Source organism: Methylobacterium sp. P1-11, assembly GCF_008329595.1.
Taxonomy (GTDB): domain Bacteria; phylum Pseudomonadota; class Alphaproteobacteria; order Rhizobiales; family Beijerinckiaceae; genus Methylobacterium.
In genome coordinates this window covers 55343-73034 of sequence record NZ_NPKS01000001.1, presented here as the reverse complement: position 1 = coordinate 73034, position 17692 = coordinate 55343, and the positions used below count along the sequence as shown (strand labels likewise).

Below are 17692 nucleotides of genomic sequence, written 5' to 3'. Positions count from 1 at the left end.
CGGCGGGACGGCGCCCTCACGGATCGGTGAGCAGCGCGACCGAGACGATTGCTGCATGCGGGCCACACAGGCCCGGAGAAAGAGCCCGCAAGACCCTGTAAGTTGCCTCCGATGTCGCTCGGCAACTTGGCGGTTAAGCGCGACTTTTGCTAAGCCCCGGACTGAGCTGCGCCGCACCTTCGTGCAGGCCCGCTCGCGCGCCGCGGCAAGCCCTGGCGTCGCCTCCCGAGGAATTTCGAACCATGTCCGCCGCCCCGATCCGCCGCCTATTCCTGGCCGGCTTCACCGTCCTCGCCCTCGCCTCAACCGCTCACGCCCAGGGCCGCGGCCCGGTCGGCGAAGCCGGCATCGACGGGTTCGGCGATGACGGGCAGCTCTACCAGGATCAGAACGGCGCGCTCTACGTGCGTCGCGGCGGCCGCTACCTGCCCTATACCGGCCGCACCGACTTCGTCCGCCCTGCGCCCTCCGCTCCGGCCGCGCAGGCACCGGTCGCGCCTCCTGCGCCGGCGGCCAATCTGGAGACGGATCCGACGGTTCCGGGTCGCCCGGGCGGCACCCCTCCGGCCGAAGGCCTGTCGCCCCTGGAGGCTGCCAAGGCCAAGGCCGTGCTGCGCACGCCCGACAACGAGCCGATCGACTACGCGAAGATCTACGGGCCCATCACGGACGACGTGTTTCCGGTCCAGGCGTTCAATTACAAGAAGATGAACCCCGCCTTCCTCCGCCAGGAGATCGCCTATCACGGCCCCTACGAGCCGGGGACGATCATCGTCGATCCGCGGGCCCACCAGCTGACCCTGGTCGAGTCGAACGGTCGGGCCCGCCGCTATGGCGTCGGCGTCGGCAAGCAGGGCTTCTCGTGGTCGGGCACCGCGACGGTCAATTCCAAGCAGGCTTGGCCGGATTGGTACCCGCCGAAGGAGATGATCGCCCGCAGCCCGAAGCTCGCCAGCGAGGTCGACAAGCTGCAGAGCGGCCTCGGCGTCGCCGGCGGCCTGCGCAACCCCCTCGGCGCCCGCGCCATGTACCTCTGGCAGGGCAACAAGGACACGCTGTTCCGCATCCACGGGACGCTGGAGCCCTTCTCCATCGGCAAGAGCGTGTCGTCGGGCTGCATCCGGATGATCAATCAGGACGCGATCGACTTGTTCAGCCGCGTCAATGTCGGCAGCAAGGTGGTGGTGCTGAACTGAATCCACGCCGGATCGGTCGCCGCAACGCCGCCGGTCCGGGACCGGCGGCTGGATTGCCGCCTCAGGTCAGCCCGCGGCGGTGCTCGCCGAGGATGCGCCGGACCGTTCCGGCCTCGGAGCGGTAGACCAGCGTCTCGGTCTGGATCCGGTCCGGCCGGAAGCGGACGCCGCGCAGGAGTGCCCCATCCGTGATCCCGGTGGCGGCCACGATAACGTCGCCGCTCGCGAGGTCGGTCAGATCGTATTTCCGGTCCAGATTCTCGATGCCCATCTCGGCGGCCCGGCGCCGTCGGTCCGGGGTGTCGAGGATCAGGCGTCCCTGCATCTGGCCCCCGATGCAGCGCATCGCTGCGGCCGCCAGCACGCCCTCGGGCGCTGCGCCGGTCCCGAGATACAGGTCGATGCCGGTCTCCTCGGGGCTCGCGGTGAAGATGATTCCGGCGATGTCGCCATCCGAGATCAGGCGCACCGCCGCGCCGGCCGCCCGCACCTCGGCCACGAGGGCCGCGTGGCGCGGCCGGTCGAGGATCAACGCGGTGATCTGCTTCGGCTCGACCCCCTTGGCACGGGCCAGCGCCACGATGTTGTCGGTCGGGCTGGCATCGAGATCGACCAGACCGGGCGGGTAGCCGGGCCCGATGGCGATCTTCTGCATGTAGACGTCGGGCGCGGCGAGGAGCGAACCGCGCTCCGCCATCGCCATGACGGCGATCGCCCCGGGCATGTCCTTGGCGCAGAGGGTCGTTCCCTCCAGCGGATCCACCGCGATATCGACCTCGGGTCCCTCGCCGAGACCCAGCTGTTCGCCGATGAACAGCATCGGCGCCTGATCGCGCTCCCCCTCCCCGATCACCACCGTGCCGCGAATGGGCAGGCCGTTGAGCTCGTCGCGCATCGCGTCGACCGCCGCTTGGTCGGCGGCCTTCTCGTCACCCTGACCGCGCAATCGCGCGGCGGCGATGGCGGCGCGCTCCGTCACACGGGCCAGTTCGAGGGCGAGCGTGCGCGGGACGCCGCGCGATGCCGGCTTGAGGGCCTCAGCCATGGTTTCCTGCCTTTGTCCGGGCCCGATCTTGAGGTCGGATCCCAGCTGGACGCCGTCGGGTGACGGCCGTCCAGCCTATACCCCCGTTCACCAGCGCCCACTATCCTGCATCAAGGCGTCGTGGCGCGCCGCGGAACATGCACTGCTATTCGCGTTCGATCCGGATCACTTGTGGCGGCTCCGCCAGCAAGCCGTCGGCGCCGATCGCGTCGAGGGCGTCCCGAATATTGCCCTCGGTGGCCGCGTAGGTGATCAGCACCAGCGGCACGGGACGTCCGGAGCGGCCGCGCGGGTCGGTCTCGGCCCCCTCCGTCCGACGTTGCAGGATGCTCTCGAGGGAAATCGCGCGTTCGGCCATCCGCTGGGCCACGCCCGCCGCGACGCCGGGGCGATCATGGACGGTGAGGCGGATGTAATAGCCGCCCTCGTGGCGCTGCATCTCCACGCGCTCGCTGGCGCGCATCGCGCTCGCCGGGATGCCGAAGGTCGGGCGGATCACACCGCGCGCCACGTCGGCGATGTCGGCCACCACCGCGGAAGCCGTGGCCTCGCCACCGGCCCCGGGCCCGATCAGCGTCAGCTCGCCCACCGCGTCCGCATCGATCGTCACCGCGTTGGTCACGCCCATGACCTGGGCGATCGCCGAGGATTTCGGCACCATCGTCGGGTGTACCCGCTGCTCGATCCCGGCCTCGGCCGCCTGGGCGACGCCGAGCAGCTTGATCCGGTAACCGAGTTCGTCCGCCATGCGCAGATCGAGGGGCTGCACCCGCGAGATGCCCTCAACCGACACGCCCTCGGCGTCGACGGCCGTGCCGAAGGCAAGGCTGGTCAGGATTGCGAGCTTGTGGGCGGTGTCGAAGCCCTCGACGTCGAAGGTCGGATCGGCCTCGGCGTAGCCCAGGGCCTGCGCATCCTTGAGGCAGGCCTCGAAGGTCAGGCCCTCGCGCTCCATGCGGCTGAGGATGTAGTTGCAGGTGCCGTTGAGGATTCCGTAGACGCGGGAAACCGTGTTGCCCGGCAGGCCCTCGCGCAGGGTCTTGATCACCGGGATCCCGCCGGCCACCGCCGCCTCGAAGGCGAGTGCGACGCCCTTCGCCTCGGCACGCGCGGCCAGGGCGGCACCGTGGCGGGCGAGAAGCGCCTTGTTGGCGGTCACGACCGGCTTGCCGGCCTCGAGCGCCGCCTCGACCACCGCCTTCGCCGGCCCCTCGGCGCCACCGATCAGCTCGACCACGCAATCCACGGACCCGGACCGGGCCAGCGCCACCGGGTCGTCGAACCACTCGATGCCGGCAAGGTCGAGGCCGCGGTCGCGGCCGCGGTCGCGCGACGAGACAGCGGTGACGCGCAGGTCGAGGCCGCTCGCGGCGAACGCGGCGCGGCGTCGCTCGACCATCCGGACCACGGACGCACCGACGGTTCCGAGTCCGGCGATCCCGAGGCGAAAGCTCACTGTCATGACCCTTTCCGTGCCCAGGCGGCCGCGCTGGTCCGGGCGCCCGATGCGGCGCACTTCTGCAAGAATTCCGCTTGGCCCGCAAGGAAACCGCCCGGGATCGCGGGATGGCTCATCCGGCCGTTTGGCGGTGCCGGATCGCGGTCGCCACCAGACCGTAGAGGACGGCGGCGTTGAGCACGTGCCACAGCGGGTGCGTGCCGGCCGGCAGAAGCGCGCAGGCCGCTTGATCGACGGTCCGGGCCGCGAGCGAGGTCAGGAAGAGCACACCGATGCCGAGGAGCCGCCGCCCGGTCCCGACGAAGCGCTCCTCCGGCCGGCGCGTCGCCGCCCATGCGACGCCAAACAGCGCGATGACGGCCGGGAGATAGTCGATCGAGCCGTTGCTCAGCCGCGCGATATCCAACCCGGTGAGCCCGTCGAGGAGGGGTGTCAGGGCGAGGCCGAAGAGCGAGAAGCCCCCGACCGCCGCCGCGACCCGGACCGGCGCGAGCCGCAGGAACCGGTGCAAAGCCAGCGCGAGATACGCGTAGATGAACAGGGCGATCGGAATCACGTCGGCCAGCATCGACCAGTAGACCGCCAGGGTGTGGAACAGGAACGAGCCGACGCCCACCACCGCGATCAGGGCCGACAAGCTCAGGCAGGCCCGGTCCGGGGGCTCGGAGACGAACGCGCGTCGCGCGGCTGCCGCGGCGGCCACCAGGAAGGCTGCGTTCGAAAGCGCGTTCGCCGGCTCGGCCCAGAATTGCGGACCGCCCCGCTCGCAATAGGATCTCACCGGCTCAAACCAGTCCATCCACCGGCCCTAGATGCTCGTCCTTGCGCCGGGATGCCCTTGTCAGCACGGTGCGAAGCGCGGATGACGGCCGGGCGGCGACCGGAAGCGAGGCGATGCGGATCACGACCTGGAACGTCAACTCGATCAAGCAGCGGCTCCCGCACCTCCTCGGCTTCCTGGAGGACGCGCGACCCGATGTGGTCTGCCTTCAGGAACTCAAATGCCAGGACGAGGCCTTCCCGCGGGCCGACATCGAGGCGGCCGGCTATGCGGTCGAGACGCTGGGCCAGAAAGCCTATAATGGCGTCGCCCTGCTGGTCCGGGCCCCGCTCGCCATGACCGAGATCCGGCGCGGGCTTCCGGGCGACGCGGCGGACGAGCAGGCCCGCTACATCGAGGCCCTGATCTCCGGCGCGGAGACGCACCCGGTGCGCGTGGCATCGATCTATCTGCCGAACGGCAACCCGGTGGACAGCCCGAAATACCCGTACAAGCTCGCCTTCATGGAGCGGCTTCGGCTCCATGCCCGCGCGCTTCTCCAGGACGAGATCGCCGTTGTGCTGGCGGGCGACTACAACGTTATCCCGGAGGCCGCCGACGTGGCCGATCCGGAGGCGTGGCGCTCCGACGCCCTGTTCCTCGGGACAAGCCGGGCCGCGTTCCGGGCCATCCTCGCCGAGGGCTACACCGACGCGCTGCGGGCCTGCGACCCCCGCGACGGGCTCTACACCTTCTGGGATTATCAGGCCGGGTCCTGGCAGCGGAACGCCGGGATCCGCATCGATCACCTTCTGCTCTCGCCGCACGCCAGCGACCGTCTAGTCTCGGCCTCGGTGCAGAAGCATCTGCGCGGACTCGACAAGCCGTCAGACCATGTGCCTGTGACGGCGGAACTGGCGGCCGGGTAGAGCCGCCTTCAGGGGGGAGAGACCATGGTCATCTATGGGAGCAGCATCTCGCCGTACGTGCGGAAGGTCCTCGTCGCGCTCTACGAGAAGGATATCGCCTTCGAGCACCGGCCCGTCGGGTTTCACGCGGCGGATCCGGGCTTCCGGGCCGCGAGCCCGATGGGAAAGATCCCCGCGATGGAGGAGGCCGGCTATCGCCTCGCCGATTCGAGCGCGATCCTCGACTATCTGGAGCGGCGGCATCCGGAGCCGGCACTGGTGCCGGAGGATGCCCGGGACGCCGCCCGCGCCCGCTGGTTCGACAAGTTCGGGGAGTGCGAGCTGACCCGGCAGGGGCTGGTGCCGTTCGTCGAGCGGTTCCTCAAGCCCCGCCTGTTCAAGGTGGAGGGGGACGAGGCGCTGGCGCAGCGGACCGTCGACACGAAGCTGCCGCCGCTGTTCGACTATCTCGAGACGCAGATCGAGGGGCCCTATCTCGTCGCCGGCCGGTTCGGCATCGCCGACATCGCCGTGGCGGCGCCGTTCCACAATCTGCGGCTGGCCAAGGTCACGGTCGACGCCGCGCGTTGGCCGAAGCTCGCCGATTGGGTGACGGCGACGCTGGAGCGGCCATCCTTCACCGCGGCGATCGCCGCGGCGAAGAGCTGAGCTGCGCTCAGCGCCGCTTGCGGATCGAGCCCACCGTCTGGAGCTGGGTCTGCGCCTCGGCGCGGTCGTCCTCGCTCGCGGCAGCCCAGTTCTTGTCGTAGAGCGCCACGATCCAGTCGTCCTTGCGGCTTTCGGCCCCTTCCCGCGCGAGGGAGAGCCACATCAGGCCCCTCACGCGCTGGATCGGGATGCCGCCGAGGCCGTTCACCAGCATGTCGCCGAGCAGCGCCTGGGCCGGATGGTGGCCCTTCTCGGCAGCGAGATTGAACCAGCGCGCGGCCTGCCGCGGATCGGCCTCGACGCCGGTGCCGTCGAGGTAGAGCCGGGCGAGATTGTACTGCGCGTTGGGGTCGCCGTAATAGGACGCCGCATAGTTGAACATGTCGTAGGCGCGCTCGGGATTGGGGCGCACGTAGGTGCCCTTGATCCCCTCCAGGAAGTAGGTGCCCAGAGCCGTGAAGGCGCTGCCCAGAACCGCCGAATTCTGAGGATCGGGCCCGTCATCGGTGCTGGCATCCGCAATCCGGGAGAAGAACTCGAACGCCTTCAGATCGTCGTGGGGCACGCCGTCACCGTCGGCGTACATCCGGCCGAGCTTCCACAGAGCCAAGGCGTGGCCCTGGCCGGCCGCATATTCGAGGGCGCGGGCGGCACCCTGCTTGTCGCCGGCATTGTACTCCCGCATGCCGGCCCGGAGCGCGTCCTTGGCCGAGCGGTAGCTCTTGTCCGCCACCGGCACCTGGACGGGCGTGCGGACATTGGCGTCGAGCGCGCGCGACGTGTCGGCCGGCAGCGCGAGCAGAACGAGCGCCCAGGCCGCGACGGCGATCCGGCTGGCAGACCGGAACCGACCGGGATCGGCCCCGGCCGGCGTCCCGCGCCGGCTGAGGTCAGTCCTAGACGTCCGCATAGCTCTGCGTCTCCTTGGCACCTCCCGGATGGGTGACGGCGCCGTAAAGGGCCGGTCCGACGCCCTGCGCGTATTTCCAGAGATAGCCCGACGTCGCGGTGTTCGGCCGCGCCGTCCAGGCCTTCCGCCGCTCGGCCAGTTCCGCGTCCGATAGGGCGACGCTGAGCGTGCCCTGGATCGCGTCCAGGGTGATGACGTCGCCGTCGCGGAGCAGCCCGATCGGGCCGCCCACGGCCGCCTCGGGCCCGACATGCCCGACGCAGAAGCCGCGGGTCGCGCCGGAGAAGCGCCCGTCGGTGATGAGCGCGACCTTGTCGCCCATGCCCTGGCCGTAGAGGGCTGCGGTGGTGGACAGCATCTCGCGCATCCCGGGGCCGCCGCGCGGGCCCTCGTAGCGGATGACCAGAACCTCGCCTTCCTTGTAGGTGCGCGACTGCACGGCCTCGAAACAGGCCTCCTCGCCGTCGAACACCCGGGCCGGGCCGGTGAAGACCTGCTTCTCGGCTGGGATGCCGGCGACCTTCACGATGGCACCCTCGGGGGCGAGGTTGCCCTTGAGGCCGACGACGCCGCCCGTGGGGGTGATCGGCTTGTTGGCCGGGTAGACCACGTCCTGGTCCGGGTTCCAGGTCACCCGGTCCATGTTCTCCGCGATGGTGCGGCCGGTCACCGTCATGCAGTCGCCGTGCATGAAGCCGTGGTCGAGGAGCGTCTTCATCAGCAGCGGGATGCCGCCGACCTCGAACATGTCCTTGGCGACGTAGCGCCCGCCCGGCTTCAGGTCGGCGATGTAGGGCGTCCGCCGGAAGATCTCGGCGACGTCGAACAGCGTGAACTCGATGCCGCATTCATGCGCGATCGCCGGCAGATGCAGCGCCGCATTGGTCGAGCCGCCGGACGCGGCCACCACGGTGGCGGCATTCTCCAGCGCCTTGCGGGTGACGATGTCGCGCGGGCGGATCTGCTTGGCCAGCAGCTCCATGACCTTCTCGCCGGCAGTGGCGCAGAACTTGTCGCGGATCTCGTAGGGCGCCGGGGCGCCGGCCGAATAGGGCAGCGCGAGGCCGATGGCCTCGGAGACCGTCGCCATGGTGTTGGCGGTGAATTGCGCGCCGCAGGCGCCGGCCGACGGGCAGGCGACCTGCTCCAGCTCGTCGAGATCCTCGAGGCTCATGTCGCCGACGGCGACCTTGCCGACCGCCTCGAACAGGTCCTGGACGGTCACCGGCTTGCCGCGGAACGAGCCCGGCAGGATCGAGCCGCCATAGATGAAGATCGACGGCACATTGAGGCGCACCATCGCCATCATCATCCCGGGCAGCGACTTGTCGCAGCCGGCGAGGCCCACCAGGGCGTCGTAGGCATGGCCGCGCATGGTCAGCTCGACCGAATCGGCGATGACCTCGCGCGAGGGCAGCGACGCGCGCATGCCGCCATGGCCCATGGCGATGCCGTCGGTGACCGTGATGGTGCAGAACTCGCGCGGGGTCCCGCTGGCGGCGGCGACGCCCTTCTTCACCGCCTGCGCCTGGCGCATCAGCGAGATGTTGCAGGGCGCCGCCTCGTTCCAGCAGGAGGCGACACCCACCAGCGGCTGATGGATCTGCTCACGGGTGAGGCCCATGGCATAGAGATAGGAGCGGTGCGGGGCGCGGTCGGGCCCCTCCGTGACGTGGCGGCTCGGCAGCTTCGACTTGTCGCTCAAACGCGTCACCATGACTTCAGACCAAGCCTACGCACAGCCGATCCCGAGAGTGCGTCGAACCGCGGCGCGTCGCCATTCGCGAAGCGCCGGGCAATCCGTCCGCGTGCTCGGGAAGACCTCGTTTCCGAACGGTAAATCGTTGTCGAAATTGCCGTTTACCGCGGATCTTGAGGTGGGCCCGGACTATGGCGGGATCGCGGCGTTTACGGGCAGGTCTCGGGGCGGAGCAGGGATCGTTTTACGGTGTTGCGACCCCGCCACAGCCACGCTTATGGCGATTTCGGCCTCGGCGGTAAGGTAAAGGACATTCGCGTCCTTGCTGCCGGCGGTTTCGCTGGGACGCGACTTGTCTTCAGTACAAGGAATGATCTTTTCGGCAAAACTCGGTCCAGGGGCACCAATACCGTCTCGAGGACGTGAGGCGAACACTTGCAATAGGCAGAGGCCGCGCCGAAAATAATACGCCAGGATCGGGGAACGACTCTGCGCGTGGCGTGCGATACCACCCCGGATCACGGCTCCGCTTCATGATCTCGGGACGCGTCGCCGTGCGGACCCGCCGCGATGGGCGTCGGGTTTTAACGAAGAGGCCACGTTGGAACAGCCGAGGCGCGTGCCCCTGCCGCCGCGCGCCGGCTGGGCGTCACACAGGTTGCAATCTCGTGGTCCGGATCGGGAGAATGCCGCGATCTCCCTTCCGCAGGGATGCATCGCCACCGCATCACCCCGCCATGCCGGGGACGCGCAGCCTGGCCGTTCGGGTCCGGCCTCGCCTCCGGCGCATCGGAATGGTTGCCCGTCTTGGGGCGCCGAACGCCTCGCGGAAACGGATCGTCCGACATCGACGGTCCTCGGCTCGGTGGAGGACCGCGCCATGCGGGCCTCACCAGAGGCCAACCCGACGACAGCGGGCCCATCGAGCGCCTGTCAGGATCACAGGATCAGCGGATGGTGCGATCCAAGGTGGGTCGTCGTTCACGCTGCTCCGGCATGCGGCGCCGGGATCTCGGTCGAGATCGCGTCCACGGTGCGCGGCATCGGGCTGCCCTGCCCATCCGCGCGCTGGATCCGCACCTGCTGATTCACCGGCTGCATGTTGCCGAAGGGCGTCGAGAAGGCGATCTCGGCGGCGTCGCGGCCGACGCCGATCCGGACCAACCCGTCGAGATCAGCCTGCCGGGTGGCGTCGAACAGCCACCAGCGCCCGTCGAGATAGGCTTCGAACACGGCGTGGAAGTCGCTCGGGACGAGGCCGTGGGCGTAGCAGCTCACGAACCGGGCCGGGATGCCGAGCGCCCGGCAGAAGGCCGCGCCGATATGCGCGAAGTCCCGGCACACGCCGGCGCGCTTCAGCAGCGACTCGTCGGCGGTGGTCTCGCCGTCGCTGGTGCCGGGCTGGTAGGCAATGTGGTCGTGGATCCAGTTGCAGATCTGGTTCACGCGGGCATAGCCCTTGGGGAGCGCGCCGAACTCGGCCAGCGCGAACGGCGTCAGCCGGTCCGAGGATACGAACCGGCTCGGCAGCAGGAAGGGCAGGATGTCGAGGGGCAATTGCCCGATCGGCGTCTCGTTGATGGTCTCCGGGTCGGCCCTGTGCACCGTCAGGTCGACCTCGGCGTTGTATTCCAGCGCGAACTGACCCGTCGGCACATTGACCGCGAGATAGCGGTTCTGGAGATCGGGGCTGGTGTAGCGGTCGCGCTTCAGGTTCGGCGTGAGGACCAGGCTTTCGCTCAGGATCTCGACGCTCTTCAGCTTCGCCACCTCCAGATTGAAAATGAAGGTGGTGTCCGACAGGATGTTGTAGGACAGGCTGCAACCGAGAGTGTAGCGCATCGGATCTCCTCGCCGGATAACGGCCCATCCGCCATCCAAGCAAGGGGCGCGCCTGATCGCCGGTTCCGGATCAGGCGCTTCGCGGCAGCATAAGCACCGTCAGCGAGCGCACGCCCTGCGCGCCGTGGATCAGGACGCCCTCGATGTCGGCGGTGGCCGACGGCCCGGTGTGCAGCACCGCGTAGGCCGAGCGGCCGAATTCCGGCCGGCGATAGGCCGCCTGGACGTTCGGCATGATGTCGGCCGGGTCGAGCAGCACGACGAGGTGCTGCGCCAGATAGGCGACCGCGTTGACGATCAGCTGACCTTCCGTGAACAGAACCGAGCCCGTCTCGGCGATGCCGAACACTGCGCGGACCAGAGCCACGTCCACATCCTCGACTTCCTGCGGATAGCGCACGCTCCGCAGGTCACGGTTGCCGGTCAGTTCGGGAACCGCCGAGGCGATCACCGTTGCGGCGTCGAGCCGCTCGCGCACCCCGGCGAAGACGTCGTCGGTCCCGGGCTCCGCGACGCGGCCGCCCATGCGCTTCAGCCGCTCGCCGAACTCGGCCACGAGGTCGTCGCCGACGAGCGGCGTGAACAGCGGGACCTCCGGCAGCGGGAAGTCGCCGGACGGCCGGTTCCGACGGATGCCGGTCAGGATCGCGTCGCGGGCGCTCATCGACCCGTGTCCTTCATGCGGTTCTGCTTGTACCAGGCATGGAAGGTCTGGCGCGGCGCCTCCGGCATCTCGCGCTTCTTACCCCAGGTGTTGAGCGGGTTGTAGACCGCGAAGCGCGGCAGGACCTTGAGGGCGGAATCCGCCGCACCGATCGCGGCCCGGTAGGCAGCCGGGCGCGACAGGACCGCGCCCGCGGCCTTCATCATGCCCTGCTTGAGCGCCGGGATCTGGTGCTCCTCGACCAGCACCTTGCGCCACGCGAAGATCTGCTCGTGGATGTTGATCTTCACCGGGCAGACGTTGGTGCACGAGCCGTTCATCGTCGAAGAGAACGGCAGCGTCGAGTATTTCCGCTTGTTGAAGGTCGGATCGATGATCAGCCCGATCGGCCCGGAATAGGTCGCCCCGTAGGAGAGACCGCCCGAGCGCCGATAGACCGGGCAGGTGTTCATGCAGGCGCCGCAGCGGATGCATTTCAGGGAGGTCCAGAACTCCTCCATACCGAGCCGTTCCGAGCGGCCGTTATCGACCAGCACCATGTGCATCTCCGTACCCTTGCGGGGCGCGCGGAAATGCGACGTGTACTGGGTGATCGGCGAGCCGAGCGCCGAGCGCGACAGCAGGCGAATGAAGACGCCGAGGTGCTCGACCTTCGGGATGATCTTCTCGATGCCGATGGAGTGGATCTGCAGCGGCGGCACGTTGCCGGACAGATCGGCATTGCCCTCGTTGGTGCAGGTGACGACCGAGCCGGTCTCCGCAATGGCGAAGTTGCACCCGGTCATGCCGGCATCCGCCTTCAGGATGTAGGGCCGCGTCGTCTCCCGTTGGCTCTCGGCGAGGTAATGGGCGTCGTCGTTGTCGGGGTCGGTGCCGAGGGTCTTGGCGAAGACCTCGGCCACGTCCATCCGGGTCTTGTGGACGGCGGGGGCGACGACGTGGCTGGGCTCCTCGTTGTCGAGCTGCTGGATGCGTTCGCCCAGATCCGTCTCGATGACCTCGATGCCGTTGGCTGCCATGTGGTGGCGGAAGCCGCATTCCTCGGTGAGCATCGACTTCGACTTCACCAGCGTCTTGGCGCCGTGGCTCCGCAGAATCTCCAGCACGATGCGGTTGTGGTCGGCACCGTCCTTCGCCCAGTGAACGTGCACGCCATTCGCCTTCGCGGCCGCCTCGAACTGCTCGAGATAGCGGTCGAGGTGGCTGAGCGTGTGCGTCTTGATCTGCGAGGCGAGTTCCCGCAGCTCCTCCCATTCGGGTATCCCGTGGGCGGAGGCGTCGCGCTTCTTGCGCAGGTCCCACAGGCGCTCGTCATGGGCCGCTTGGTGGAGCGGCGCGGCGAGGAAGCGCTCGGCGGCCTCGGCCTGGTTGATCGGGCGGTCGCCCCGGATCTTCGCCCCGCGGGGCTGCGGCTCGCGGACCTTCGGCGCCCGGATCGGCTTGGAGGCGGCCTCTGCGTGCTGGAGGCGGCCGCCATCCTGGGAGCGCTCGCTCTCGTCGCTGCGGGCGCGGACTTCCGGATGGATGACGCCTTCGCGCTCGCGGGGATTGAGGTCCTCGACGCTCATGCGGCGGCTCCGTTCAGCACCTGCGCGATGTGGATGTATTTGAGCGGCAGGCCCAGGCGCTCGGCGCAGCCCTTCTGGTGCATCAGGCAGGAGGAATCCGCCGAGACGACGTATTCGGCCCCCGCCCGGTTCTGATCCGCGACCTTGTCGTAGCCCATCTTGGCCGAGACCGCGGGCTCGAACACCGAGAAGGTGCCGCCGAAGCCGCAGCACTCGTCCGGCCGCGCGAGATCGACGAGCTCAACCCCGTTCACGAGGCGCAGCAGGTCGAGGGGCTTCGAGTAATAGGGCTTCACCAACTCCGTGGGCCGCGCGTGATGGATGCCGCGCAGGGCATTGCAGTTGGTGTGATAGGCGACCTTGTGGGGGAAATTTGCCCAGGGCAGCGCCTCGACCTTCAGAACGTCGTGCAGGAACTCGACCAGCTCGTAGGTGCTGGCGCGGACGTGGCGCACCGCATCGGTCTGGGGGATCGCGGTCAGATGCTCGCGCACCTGATGAACGCAGGAGCCTGAGGGCGCCACGACGTAGTCGAAGCCGGAAAAGTTCTTGACGAACAGCGCCTCGGTCGCGGCCGCCTCGGCGTGACAGCCGGTGTTGGTCATGGGCTGGCCGCAGCAGGTCTGATCGAACGGATACTCCACCGTGCAGCCCAGACGCTCGAGCAGCTCGAGGGTGGCGATCCCGACCTCCGGCTCGAAGGCGTCAACGTAGCACGGCACGAACAGGCCGACCCGCATGGTTCGACAACTCCCTGGATCACCCGCGCGCGCGGCCTGGAACGGTTCAAGACTGACGGGGTCTACCGGATGGGGCAGGCCTTGGCGAGGTCGCGCGCTGCGGCACCGTGCCCGCTGTAACGCGACACCGCGCGCAGACCGTTCGCGCCTCCGCTTCGTGCTGAATCCGCACACGTCCGGCTCATCGGCGCCTGCACCGCAGCGCGGCCTCCGGCAGCCCCTGCGCGAAGCCGGGGAGTTTTCCTGGGAAGCCGAGCCGCACGCTTGATTTCCGACGCCCCAGAGTCGAAGGACGTCTGGAAGCGTTCCGAAGAGATCATCACCATGGAAGAACTGCTCGCCCGCGTCACCGCACGCACGGGGCTCGACGCCGCGACCGCTCAGACCGCCATCGGGCACATCCTCGCCTTCCTGCAGAAGGAAGGGCCGGAGGCCGAGGTCGGTCAGCTGCTGGCCGCGCTCCCGGGCTCCGAGGCTCTGATTGCCGAGTCGAATGTCGGCGAGAGCGGCGGTGGCGGCCTCATGGGCATGCTCGGCGGCATGATGGGCGGCGGCGGCGTGATGGCGCTGGGCCAGAAGCTGATGTCGGCCGGCGTGCCGATGGGTCAGATGCAGCCCCTCGGCCAGGAGCTGTTCGCCTTCGGCCGTGAGAAGGTCGGCGAGGACGCGATGGGTCCGATCATCGGCTCGATCCCCGGGCTGAACCAGTTCGTCTGACCCGCAATCCGTGTGCGCGGCCGCACTGCATTCGGGTGTCGCCTGGACGAAGGTAAAAAAGAGGTTTCGGAGCGAAAGCTTGACGGAACCTGTCCACGCGATCCCCGTTATTGGGGATGTGGTCCGGATCGACGCCTTTGGCAGTGTCCGGTACCACACTCAAGCAGGCCGGCCATGCCCGTCTTCGAATCCAAGAATCTGGACAGCGCGTTCGAAGGGCAAGCGCTGCTCGCTGCGATCCTTCATCCGACCCGCGCAGCGCAGACCCGCGCGCTGAGGCACGGGCGCAGGCGTGCCGAGCGCGCCGCCGCGCTGGCTGACCCGATGACGATCGAGCCGCGATTCCCGATCGCGCCCGGCGAGCTGGCGCCGACCGGCTTCACGAGCCGCTGAGAGGCGCGCGTCGCGCGCCCGCCTACCAGGGCTGCGGCGTGACCAGCCCCTGGCGCGTCACCACCACCCATTCCCGCCCGTGCCGCTCGACGCCTTCGACGCGTCCGACCCCCGGCAGGATGTCGCCGGGCGCCACCTCCACCAGGCGGCGGCGGCGGTTTTCGAGGATTGCCGTCCCCTCGTAGACGTCCCGCAGGGCCCAGCCGTCGATGACCGGCGGCTTGTCGGTGGCGGCCGGTTTCGGCTTGGCCTCGCTGACCTTGGCGTCCGCCACTTTGACCTCCGGCTTCGCCTCGACGCTGCGCGGGGCATCGCCGATGCTTCCCGTCTGGGTCGGCTCGACCTTGGCGGCAATCGGAACGGCAGCCGCCCGACGCTCGAGCTGCGCGGCGAGGCCGGCAAGCCGGGCGTTGTGGTCGCGCTCGGCTTGGTCGAGGCGCTCACCGAGGGCCCCGGTCTTGGCGTTGAGACTCTTGTCGACCTGCGCGAGCCGGTCACCGAGGGCGCTCGTGCGGGTGGCAGCCTCCTTCCGGGCGGCGTCGGTCGAGGCGCGCAGGTCGGCCAGGACGGTATGGAGCTGCGCGATGTCGCTGGCGAGCCGCGCGGTCTCGGTCCGGCCGGCATCGAGCGTCGTTTCGAGGGCCGCGATCGCGTCGGGCCGTACGGCGCCCGGGCGGGAGAGCGCCATCACACCCCCGCCCAGCAGGGCACCGATGGCCAGGGCCGCGCCCGGAATCGCGAGCCGCTGCGGATCGAGGCGCGGCAGGAACGGAAGCGCGAAGCCCTTGAGAGTGACGGACCCCGCGGCCTCGGTCGCCGCCGGCAGGGCGTCCGCCTTGCCGGTGACCGCCGCCTTGAGCAGTTCGGCCGGCGAGACGCCCTGAGAAACGGCCTGCTTGGCCTCGATCTTCGTCATCGCCCCGAACTCCGCATGCGGCCTCACGCTGCAAGCGTTCGTTAAGGACGTTTGTTTACGAAACCCTTACCGCACGATCGCCGCTCAGGCTGCCAGGCCGCGCTTCTTAAGGAGGGGCGCGATGCTGGGCAGGCGGCCGCGGAAGGCCGTGTAGGCCTCACGCGGATCGCGCAGGTTGCCGGCGCCGTACACGAAGGTCCGCAGGCGCTTCGCCGTTTCCGGATCGAAGATGTCGCCCGCCTCACGGAACGCATCGAACGCGTCCGCATCGAGGACTTCCGACCAGAGATAGCTGTAGTACCCGGCCGCGTAACCGTCCCCCGAGAAGATGTGGGCGAAATGCGGCGTCCGGTGCCGCATGCTGATCTCGGCCGGCATGCTGATCCGCCGCAGGGCCTCGGCCTCGAAGGCCGGGACGTCCAGCCCGCCCTCCCCCTCTGCGGAGAGATGCAGGGTCATGTCGACGATCGCCGAGGCGGTGTACTCGACCGTGGCGAAACCCTGGTTGAAGGTCCGCGCGGCCAGCAGCTTCTTCAGCAGGGCGTCCGGCATGGGCTCGCCGGTCCGGTGATGCCGCGCATGGGCGCGCAGGACCTCCGGCTGCTCCAGCCAATGCTCGTAGAGCTGCGACGGCAGTTCGACGAAGTCGCGCGACACCGCCGTGCCGGACAGGATCGGGTAGGTCACGTCCGACAGGAGCCCGTGCAGGGCGTGGCCGAATTCGTGGAACAGGGTGCGGGCATCGTCGAAGGACAGCAGCGTGCTCTCGCCGTCCGGTGCCTTGGCGAAGTTCATCACGTTGACGATGATCGGCGTGATCGGACCGTTCAGGCGCTCCTGCGAGCGGAAGGCGCTCATCCAGGCGCCGGAACGCTTCGACGCGCGGGCGAAGTAATCCCCGAGGAAGAGGCCGACCTCGGACCCGTCGGGGTTGCCGACCCGCCAGACCCGGACGTCCGGATGGTAGCGCGGGACGTCGGCCAGTTCCGTGAAGGTCAGGCCGAACAGCCGGGAGGCCGTGTCGAACGCCGCCTGGATCATGCGATCGAGGGGCAGGTACGCCTTGATCTCACTCTCGTCGAGGTCGTGCTCAGCGCGCCGCACCTTCTCGGCATAGTGCCGCCAATCGTGCGCCTGAACGGCGAAGTTGTGCCCCTCGGCCTGGACCATCGCCTGGAGGCGGTCCCGCTCCTCGCCCGCCCGCGCATGGGCCGGCGTCCAGACGTCGCGCAGCAACCCGGTCGCCGCGTCGGGGCTCGCCGCCATCGTGTCGTCGAGGGCGAAATGGGCGAAGCTCTCGAATCCGAGCAGCCGCGCCCGCTCGGCGCGCAGACGGATGATCTCGGCGATGATCGCGCGGTTGTCGGTCTCGCCGCCGTTCTCGCCGCGCCGCGTCCAGGCCGCGTAGGCGCGCTCGCGCAGGTCGCGCCGGGTCGAGAAGACCAGGAAGGGCTCGATCAGAGAGCGCGACAGGGTGATGACATGGCCGTCGAGGCCGCGCTCCTTCGCGGCGCTCTCGGCGGCGGCCCGCAGGAACGGAGGCAGGCCGGCCAGATCCTCCTCGCCCTGAAGCGGCAGCGTGAAGCTGCTCTCGTCGGCCAGGAGATTCTGGCTGAAGCGGGTGCCGAGTTCCGACATGCGTGCCGCGATCTCGGCGATGCGGGCCTTGTCGTCGGATCCGAGATCCGCACCCGAGCGCCGGAAGCGGATCCGGTACCGGTCGAGGACCCGGCGCTCCTCCGGACCCAGTCCGTCGGCCTCGATCGCCGAGATCCGTGCCCAGAGTTCGGGGTTGAGGTAGATGGCGCTGCCGTGCCGCGCGAGCTTCGGCCCGATCTCCCGCTCGATGGCCTGCAATTCCGGGTTCGTGTGGCTGCCGGTCAGATTGTAGAACACGCCGGCGACGCGCTCGAGGGCCTGGCCGGCGCGTTCCATCGCCGCCACGGTGTTGTCGAAGGTGGCCGGCGTGGTCTGGTTCGCGATGGCCCGGATTTCGGAATCGTGGGCGGCGAGCGCCGCCTCGAAGGCCGGCCGGTAATGCTCGGGTCGGATCCGCTCGAAGGGCGGAAGGCCGTGCGGGGTGCCCCACTGCGCCTCGCGGAAGGGATTGTCCTGCGGCAGGCTCGGGAGCCCGGCATCAGCTGCGTCCGACATGCGGTCCTCAAAACTCCGTCCACGCGACGGGGCGACTGGGCTGCCCCGCCGG

16 protein-coding genes are annotated in these 17692 nt (G+C 69.2%); 5 read left to right on the top strand and 11 right to left on the bottom strand.

What is annotated here, in order from left to right:
* Window positions 1-242: 242 nt before the first annotated feature.
* Window positions 243-1196 carry a L,D-transpeptidase gene (locus CIW48_RS00370; RefSeq protein ID WP_149308035.1) on the top strand — a complete coding sequence of 318 codons (954 nt, stop codon included), beginning with the start codon at window positions 243-245 and terminating at the stop codon, window positions 1194-1196.
* A 61-nt stretch (window positions 1197-1257) separates the two neighbouring features.
* Here the strand turns inward: CIW48_RS00370 and glpX are convergent, their stop codons facing one another.
* The 3 genes from glpX to CIW48_RS00355 all read right to left on the bottom strand — a co-directional run bounded on the left by glpX (window position 1258) and on the right by CIW48_RS00355 (window position 4499).
* A complete protein-coding gene (gene glpX, locus CIW48_RS00365; RefSeq protein WP_149308033.1) occupies window positions 1258-2241 on the bottom strand; it encodes a class II fructose-bisphosphatase in 984 nt (327 codons plus the stop codon).
* A 145-nt stretch (window positions 2242-2386) separates the two neighbouring features.
* On the bottom strand, window positions 2387-3703 hold the full coding sequence (locus CIW48_RS00360; protein WP_149308030.1) for a homoserine dehydrogenase: 1317 nt from the start codon (window positions 3701-3703) through the stop codon (window positions 2387-2389).
* Between the two features lie 109 nt (window positions 3704-3812).
* Entirely contained in the window at window positions 3813-4499 is a 687-nt protein-coding gene (locus CIW48_RS00355; protein WP_149308028.1) for a ceramidase domain-containing protein, read from the bottom strand.
* Window positions 4500-4594: 95 nt separating this feature from the next.
* On the opposite strand from CIW48_RS00355, the gene xth reads away from it, so the two are divergent.
* Together xth and CIW48_RS00345 are read left to right on the top strand one after the other, a co-directional pair.
* On the top strand, window positions 4595-5389 hold the full coding sequence (gene xth / locus CIW48_RS00350; protein ID WP_149308026.1) for an exodeoxyribonuclease III: 795 nt from the start codon (window positions 4595-4597) through the stop codon (window positions 5387-5389).
* A 24-nt stretch (window positions 5390-5413) separates the two neighbouring features.
* Window positions 5414-6037 carry a glutathione S-transferase family protein gene (locus tag CIW48_RS00345; RefSeq protein WP_149308024.1) on the top strand — a complete coding sequence of 208 codons (624 nt, stop codon included), beginning with the start codon at window positions 5414-5416 and terminating at the stop codon, window positions 6035-6037.
* A gap of 7 nt (window positions 6038-6044) precedes the next feature.
* Here CIW48_RS00345 and CIW48_RS00340 read toward each other — a convergent pair whose 3' ends face one another.
* From CIW48_RS00340 to CIW48_RS00315, 6 genes are all read right to left on the bottom strand, one after another.
* On the bottom strand, window positions 6045-6947 hold the full coding sequence (locus CIW48_RS00340) for a tetratricopeptide repeat protein (protein WP_149308022.1): 903 nt from the start codon (window positions 6945-6947) through the stop codon (window positions 6045-6047).
* On the bottom strand, window positions 6934-8664 hold the full coding sequence (ilvD, locus tag CIW48_RS00335; protein ID WP_149308020.1) for a dihydroxy-acid dehydratase: 1731 nt from the start codon (window positions 8662-8664) through the stop codon (window positions 6934-6936). Before ilvD ends, CIW48_RS00340 begins: the two co-directional genes overlap by 14 nt.
* Window positions 8665-9627: 963 nt before the next feature.
* Window positions 9628-10488 carry a transglutaminase family protein gene (locus tag CIW48_RS00330; RefSeq protein ID WP_149308018.1) on the bottom strand — a complete coding sequence of 287 codons (861 nt, stop codon included), beginning with the start codon at window positions 10486-10488 and terminating at the stop codon, window positions 9628-9630.
* Between the two features lie 70 nt (window positions 10489-10558).
* Window positions 10559-11152: an LUD domain-containing protein gene (locus CIW48_RS00325; protein ID WP_149308016.1), complete on the bottom strand. Its 594-nt coding sequence runs from the start codon at window positions 11150-11152 to the stop codon at window positions 10559-10561.
* Window positions 11149-12720, bottom strand: coding sequence for a lactate utilization protein B (locus tag CIW48_RS00320; RefSeq protein WP_149308014.1), 1572 nt, complete (start codon window positions 12718-12720; stop codon window positions 11149-11151). Before CIW48_RS00320 ends, CIW48_RS00325 begins: the two co-directional genes overlap by 4 nt.
* The gene (locus CIW48_RS00315) at window positions 12717-13460 is read right to left on the bottom strand and encodes a (Fe-S)-binding protein (RefSeq protein WP_149308012.1); all 744 of its coding nucleotides are present in this window, start codon (window positions 13458-13460) and stop codon (window positions 12717-12719) included. The genes CIW48_RS00320 and CIW48_RS00315 overlap by 4 nt, the downstream gene beginning before the upstream one ends.
* A gap of 324 nt (window positions 13461-13784) precedes the next feature.
* Between CIW48_RS00315 and CIW48_RS00310 the strand changes: the two genes are divergently transcribed.
* On the top strand, window positions 13785-14177 hold the full coding sequence (locus CIW48_RS00310) for a DUF2267 domain-containing protein (RefSeq protein WP_149308010.1): 393 nt from the start codon (window positions 13785-13787) through the stop codon (window positions 14175-14177).
* A 174-nt stretch (window positions 14178-14351) separates the two neighbouring features.
* Window positions 14352-14570: a hypothetical protein gene (locus CIW48_RS00305; protein WP_091783435.1), complete on the top strand. Its 219-nt coding sequence runs from the start codon at window positions 14352-14354 to the stop codon at window positions 14568-14570.
* A gap of 22 nt (window positions 14571-14592) precedes the next feature.
* Here CIW48_RS00305 and CIW48_RS00300 read toward each other — a convergent pair whose 3' ends face one another.
* Both CIW48_RS00300 and CIW48_RS00295 read right to left on the bottom strand, forming a co-directional pair.
* Entirely contained in the window at window positions 14593-15486 is an 894-nt protein-coding gene (locus CIW48_RS00300; protein ID WP_149308008.1) for a hypothetical protein, read from the bottom strand.
* Window positions 15487-15570: 84 nt separating this feature from the next.
* Window positions 15571-17640, bottom strand: coding sequence for a M3 family metallopeptidase (locus tag CIW48_RS00295; RefSeq protein WP_149308006.1), 2070 nt, complete (start codon window positions 17638-17640; stop codon window positions 15571-15573).
* Window positions 17641-17692: the final 52 nt, after the last annotated feature.

Coding starts and splice junctions, on each gene's coding strand:
- CIW48_RS00370 (WP_149308035.1), top strand. CDS start 243: ATGTCCGCCGCCCCGATCCGCCGCCTATTCCTGGCCGGCTTCACCGTC.
- glpX (WP_149308033.1), bottom strand. CDS start 2,241: ATGGCTGAGGCCCTCAAGCCGGCATCGCGCGGCGTCCCGCGCACGCTC.
- CIW48_RS00360 (WP_149308030.1), bottom strand. CDS start 3,703: ATGACAGTGAGCTTTCGCCTCGGGATCGCCGGACTCGGAACCGTCGGT.
- CIW48_RS00355 (WP_149308028.1), bottom strand. CDS start 4,499: ATGGACTGGTTTGAGCCGGTGAGATCCTATTGCGAGCGGGGCGGTCCG.
- xth (WP_149308026.1), top strand. CDS start 4,595: ATGCGGATCACGACCTGGAACGTCAACTCGATCAAGCAGCGGCTCCCG.
- CIW48_RS00345 (WP_149308024.1), top strand. CDS start 5,414: ATGGTCATCTATGGGAGCAGCATCTCGCCGTACGTGCGGAAGGTCCTC.
- CIW48_RS00340 (WP_149308022.1), bottom strand. CDS start 6,947: ATGCGGACGTCTAGGACTGACCTCAGCCGGCGCGGGACGCCGGCCGGG.
- ilvD (WP_149308020.1), bottom strand. CDS start 8,664: ATGGTGACGCGTTTGAGCGACAAGTCGAAGCTGCCGAGCCGCCACGTC.
- CIW48_RS00330 (WP_149308018.1), bottom strand. CDS start 10,488: ATGCGCTACACTCTCGGTTGCAGCCTGTCCTACAACATCCTGTCGGAC.
- CIW48_RS00325 (WP_149308016.1), bottom strand. CDS start 11,152: ATGAGCGCCCGCGACGCGATCCTGACCGGCATCCGTCGGAACCGGCCG.
- CIW48_RS00320 (WP_149308014.1), bottom strand. CDS start 12,720: ATGAGCGTCGAGGACCTCAATCCCCGCGAGCGCGAAGGCGTCATCCAT.
- CIW48_RS00315 (WP_149308012.1), bottom strand. CDS start 13,460: ATGCGGGTCGGCCTGTTCGTGCCGTGCTACGTTGACGCCTTCGAGCCG.
- CIW48_RS00310 (WP_149308010.1), top strand. CDS start 13,785: ATGGAAGAACTGCTCGCCCGCGTCACCGCACGCACGGGGCTCGACGCC.
- CIW48_RS00305 (WP_091783435.1), top strand. CDS start 14,352: ATGCCCGTCTTCGAATCCAAGAATCTGGACAGCGCGTTCGAAGGGCAA.
- CIW48_RS00300 (WP_149308008.1), bottom strand. CDS start 15,486: ATGACGAAGATCGAGGCCAAGCAGGCCGTTTCTCAGGGCGTCTCGCCG.
- CIW48_RS00295 (WP_149308006.1), bottom strand. CDS start 17,640: ATGTCGGACGCAGCTGATGCCGGGCTCCCGAGCCTGCCGCAGGACAAT.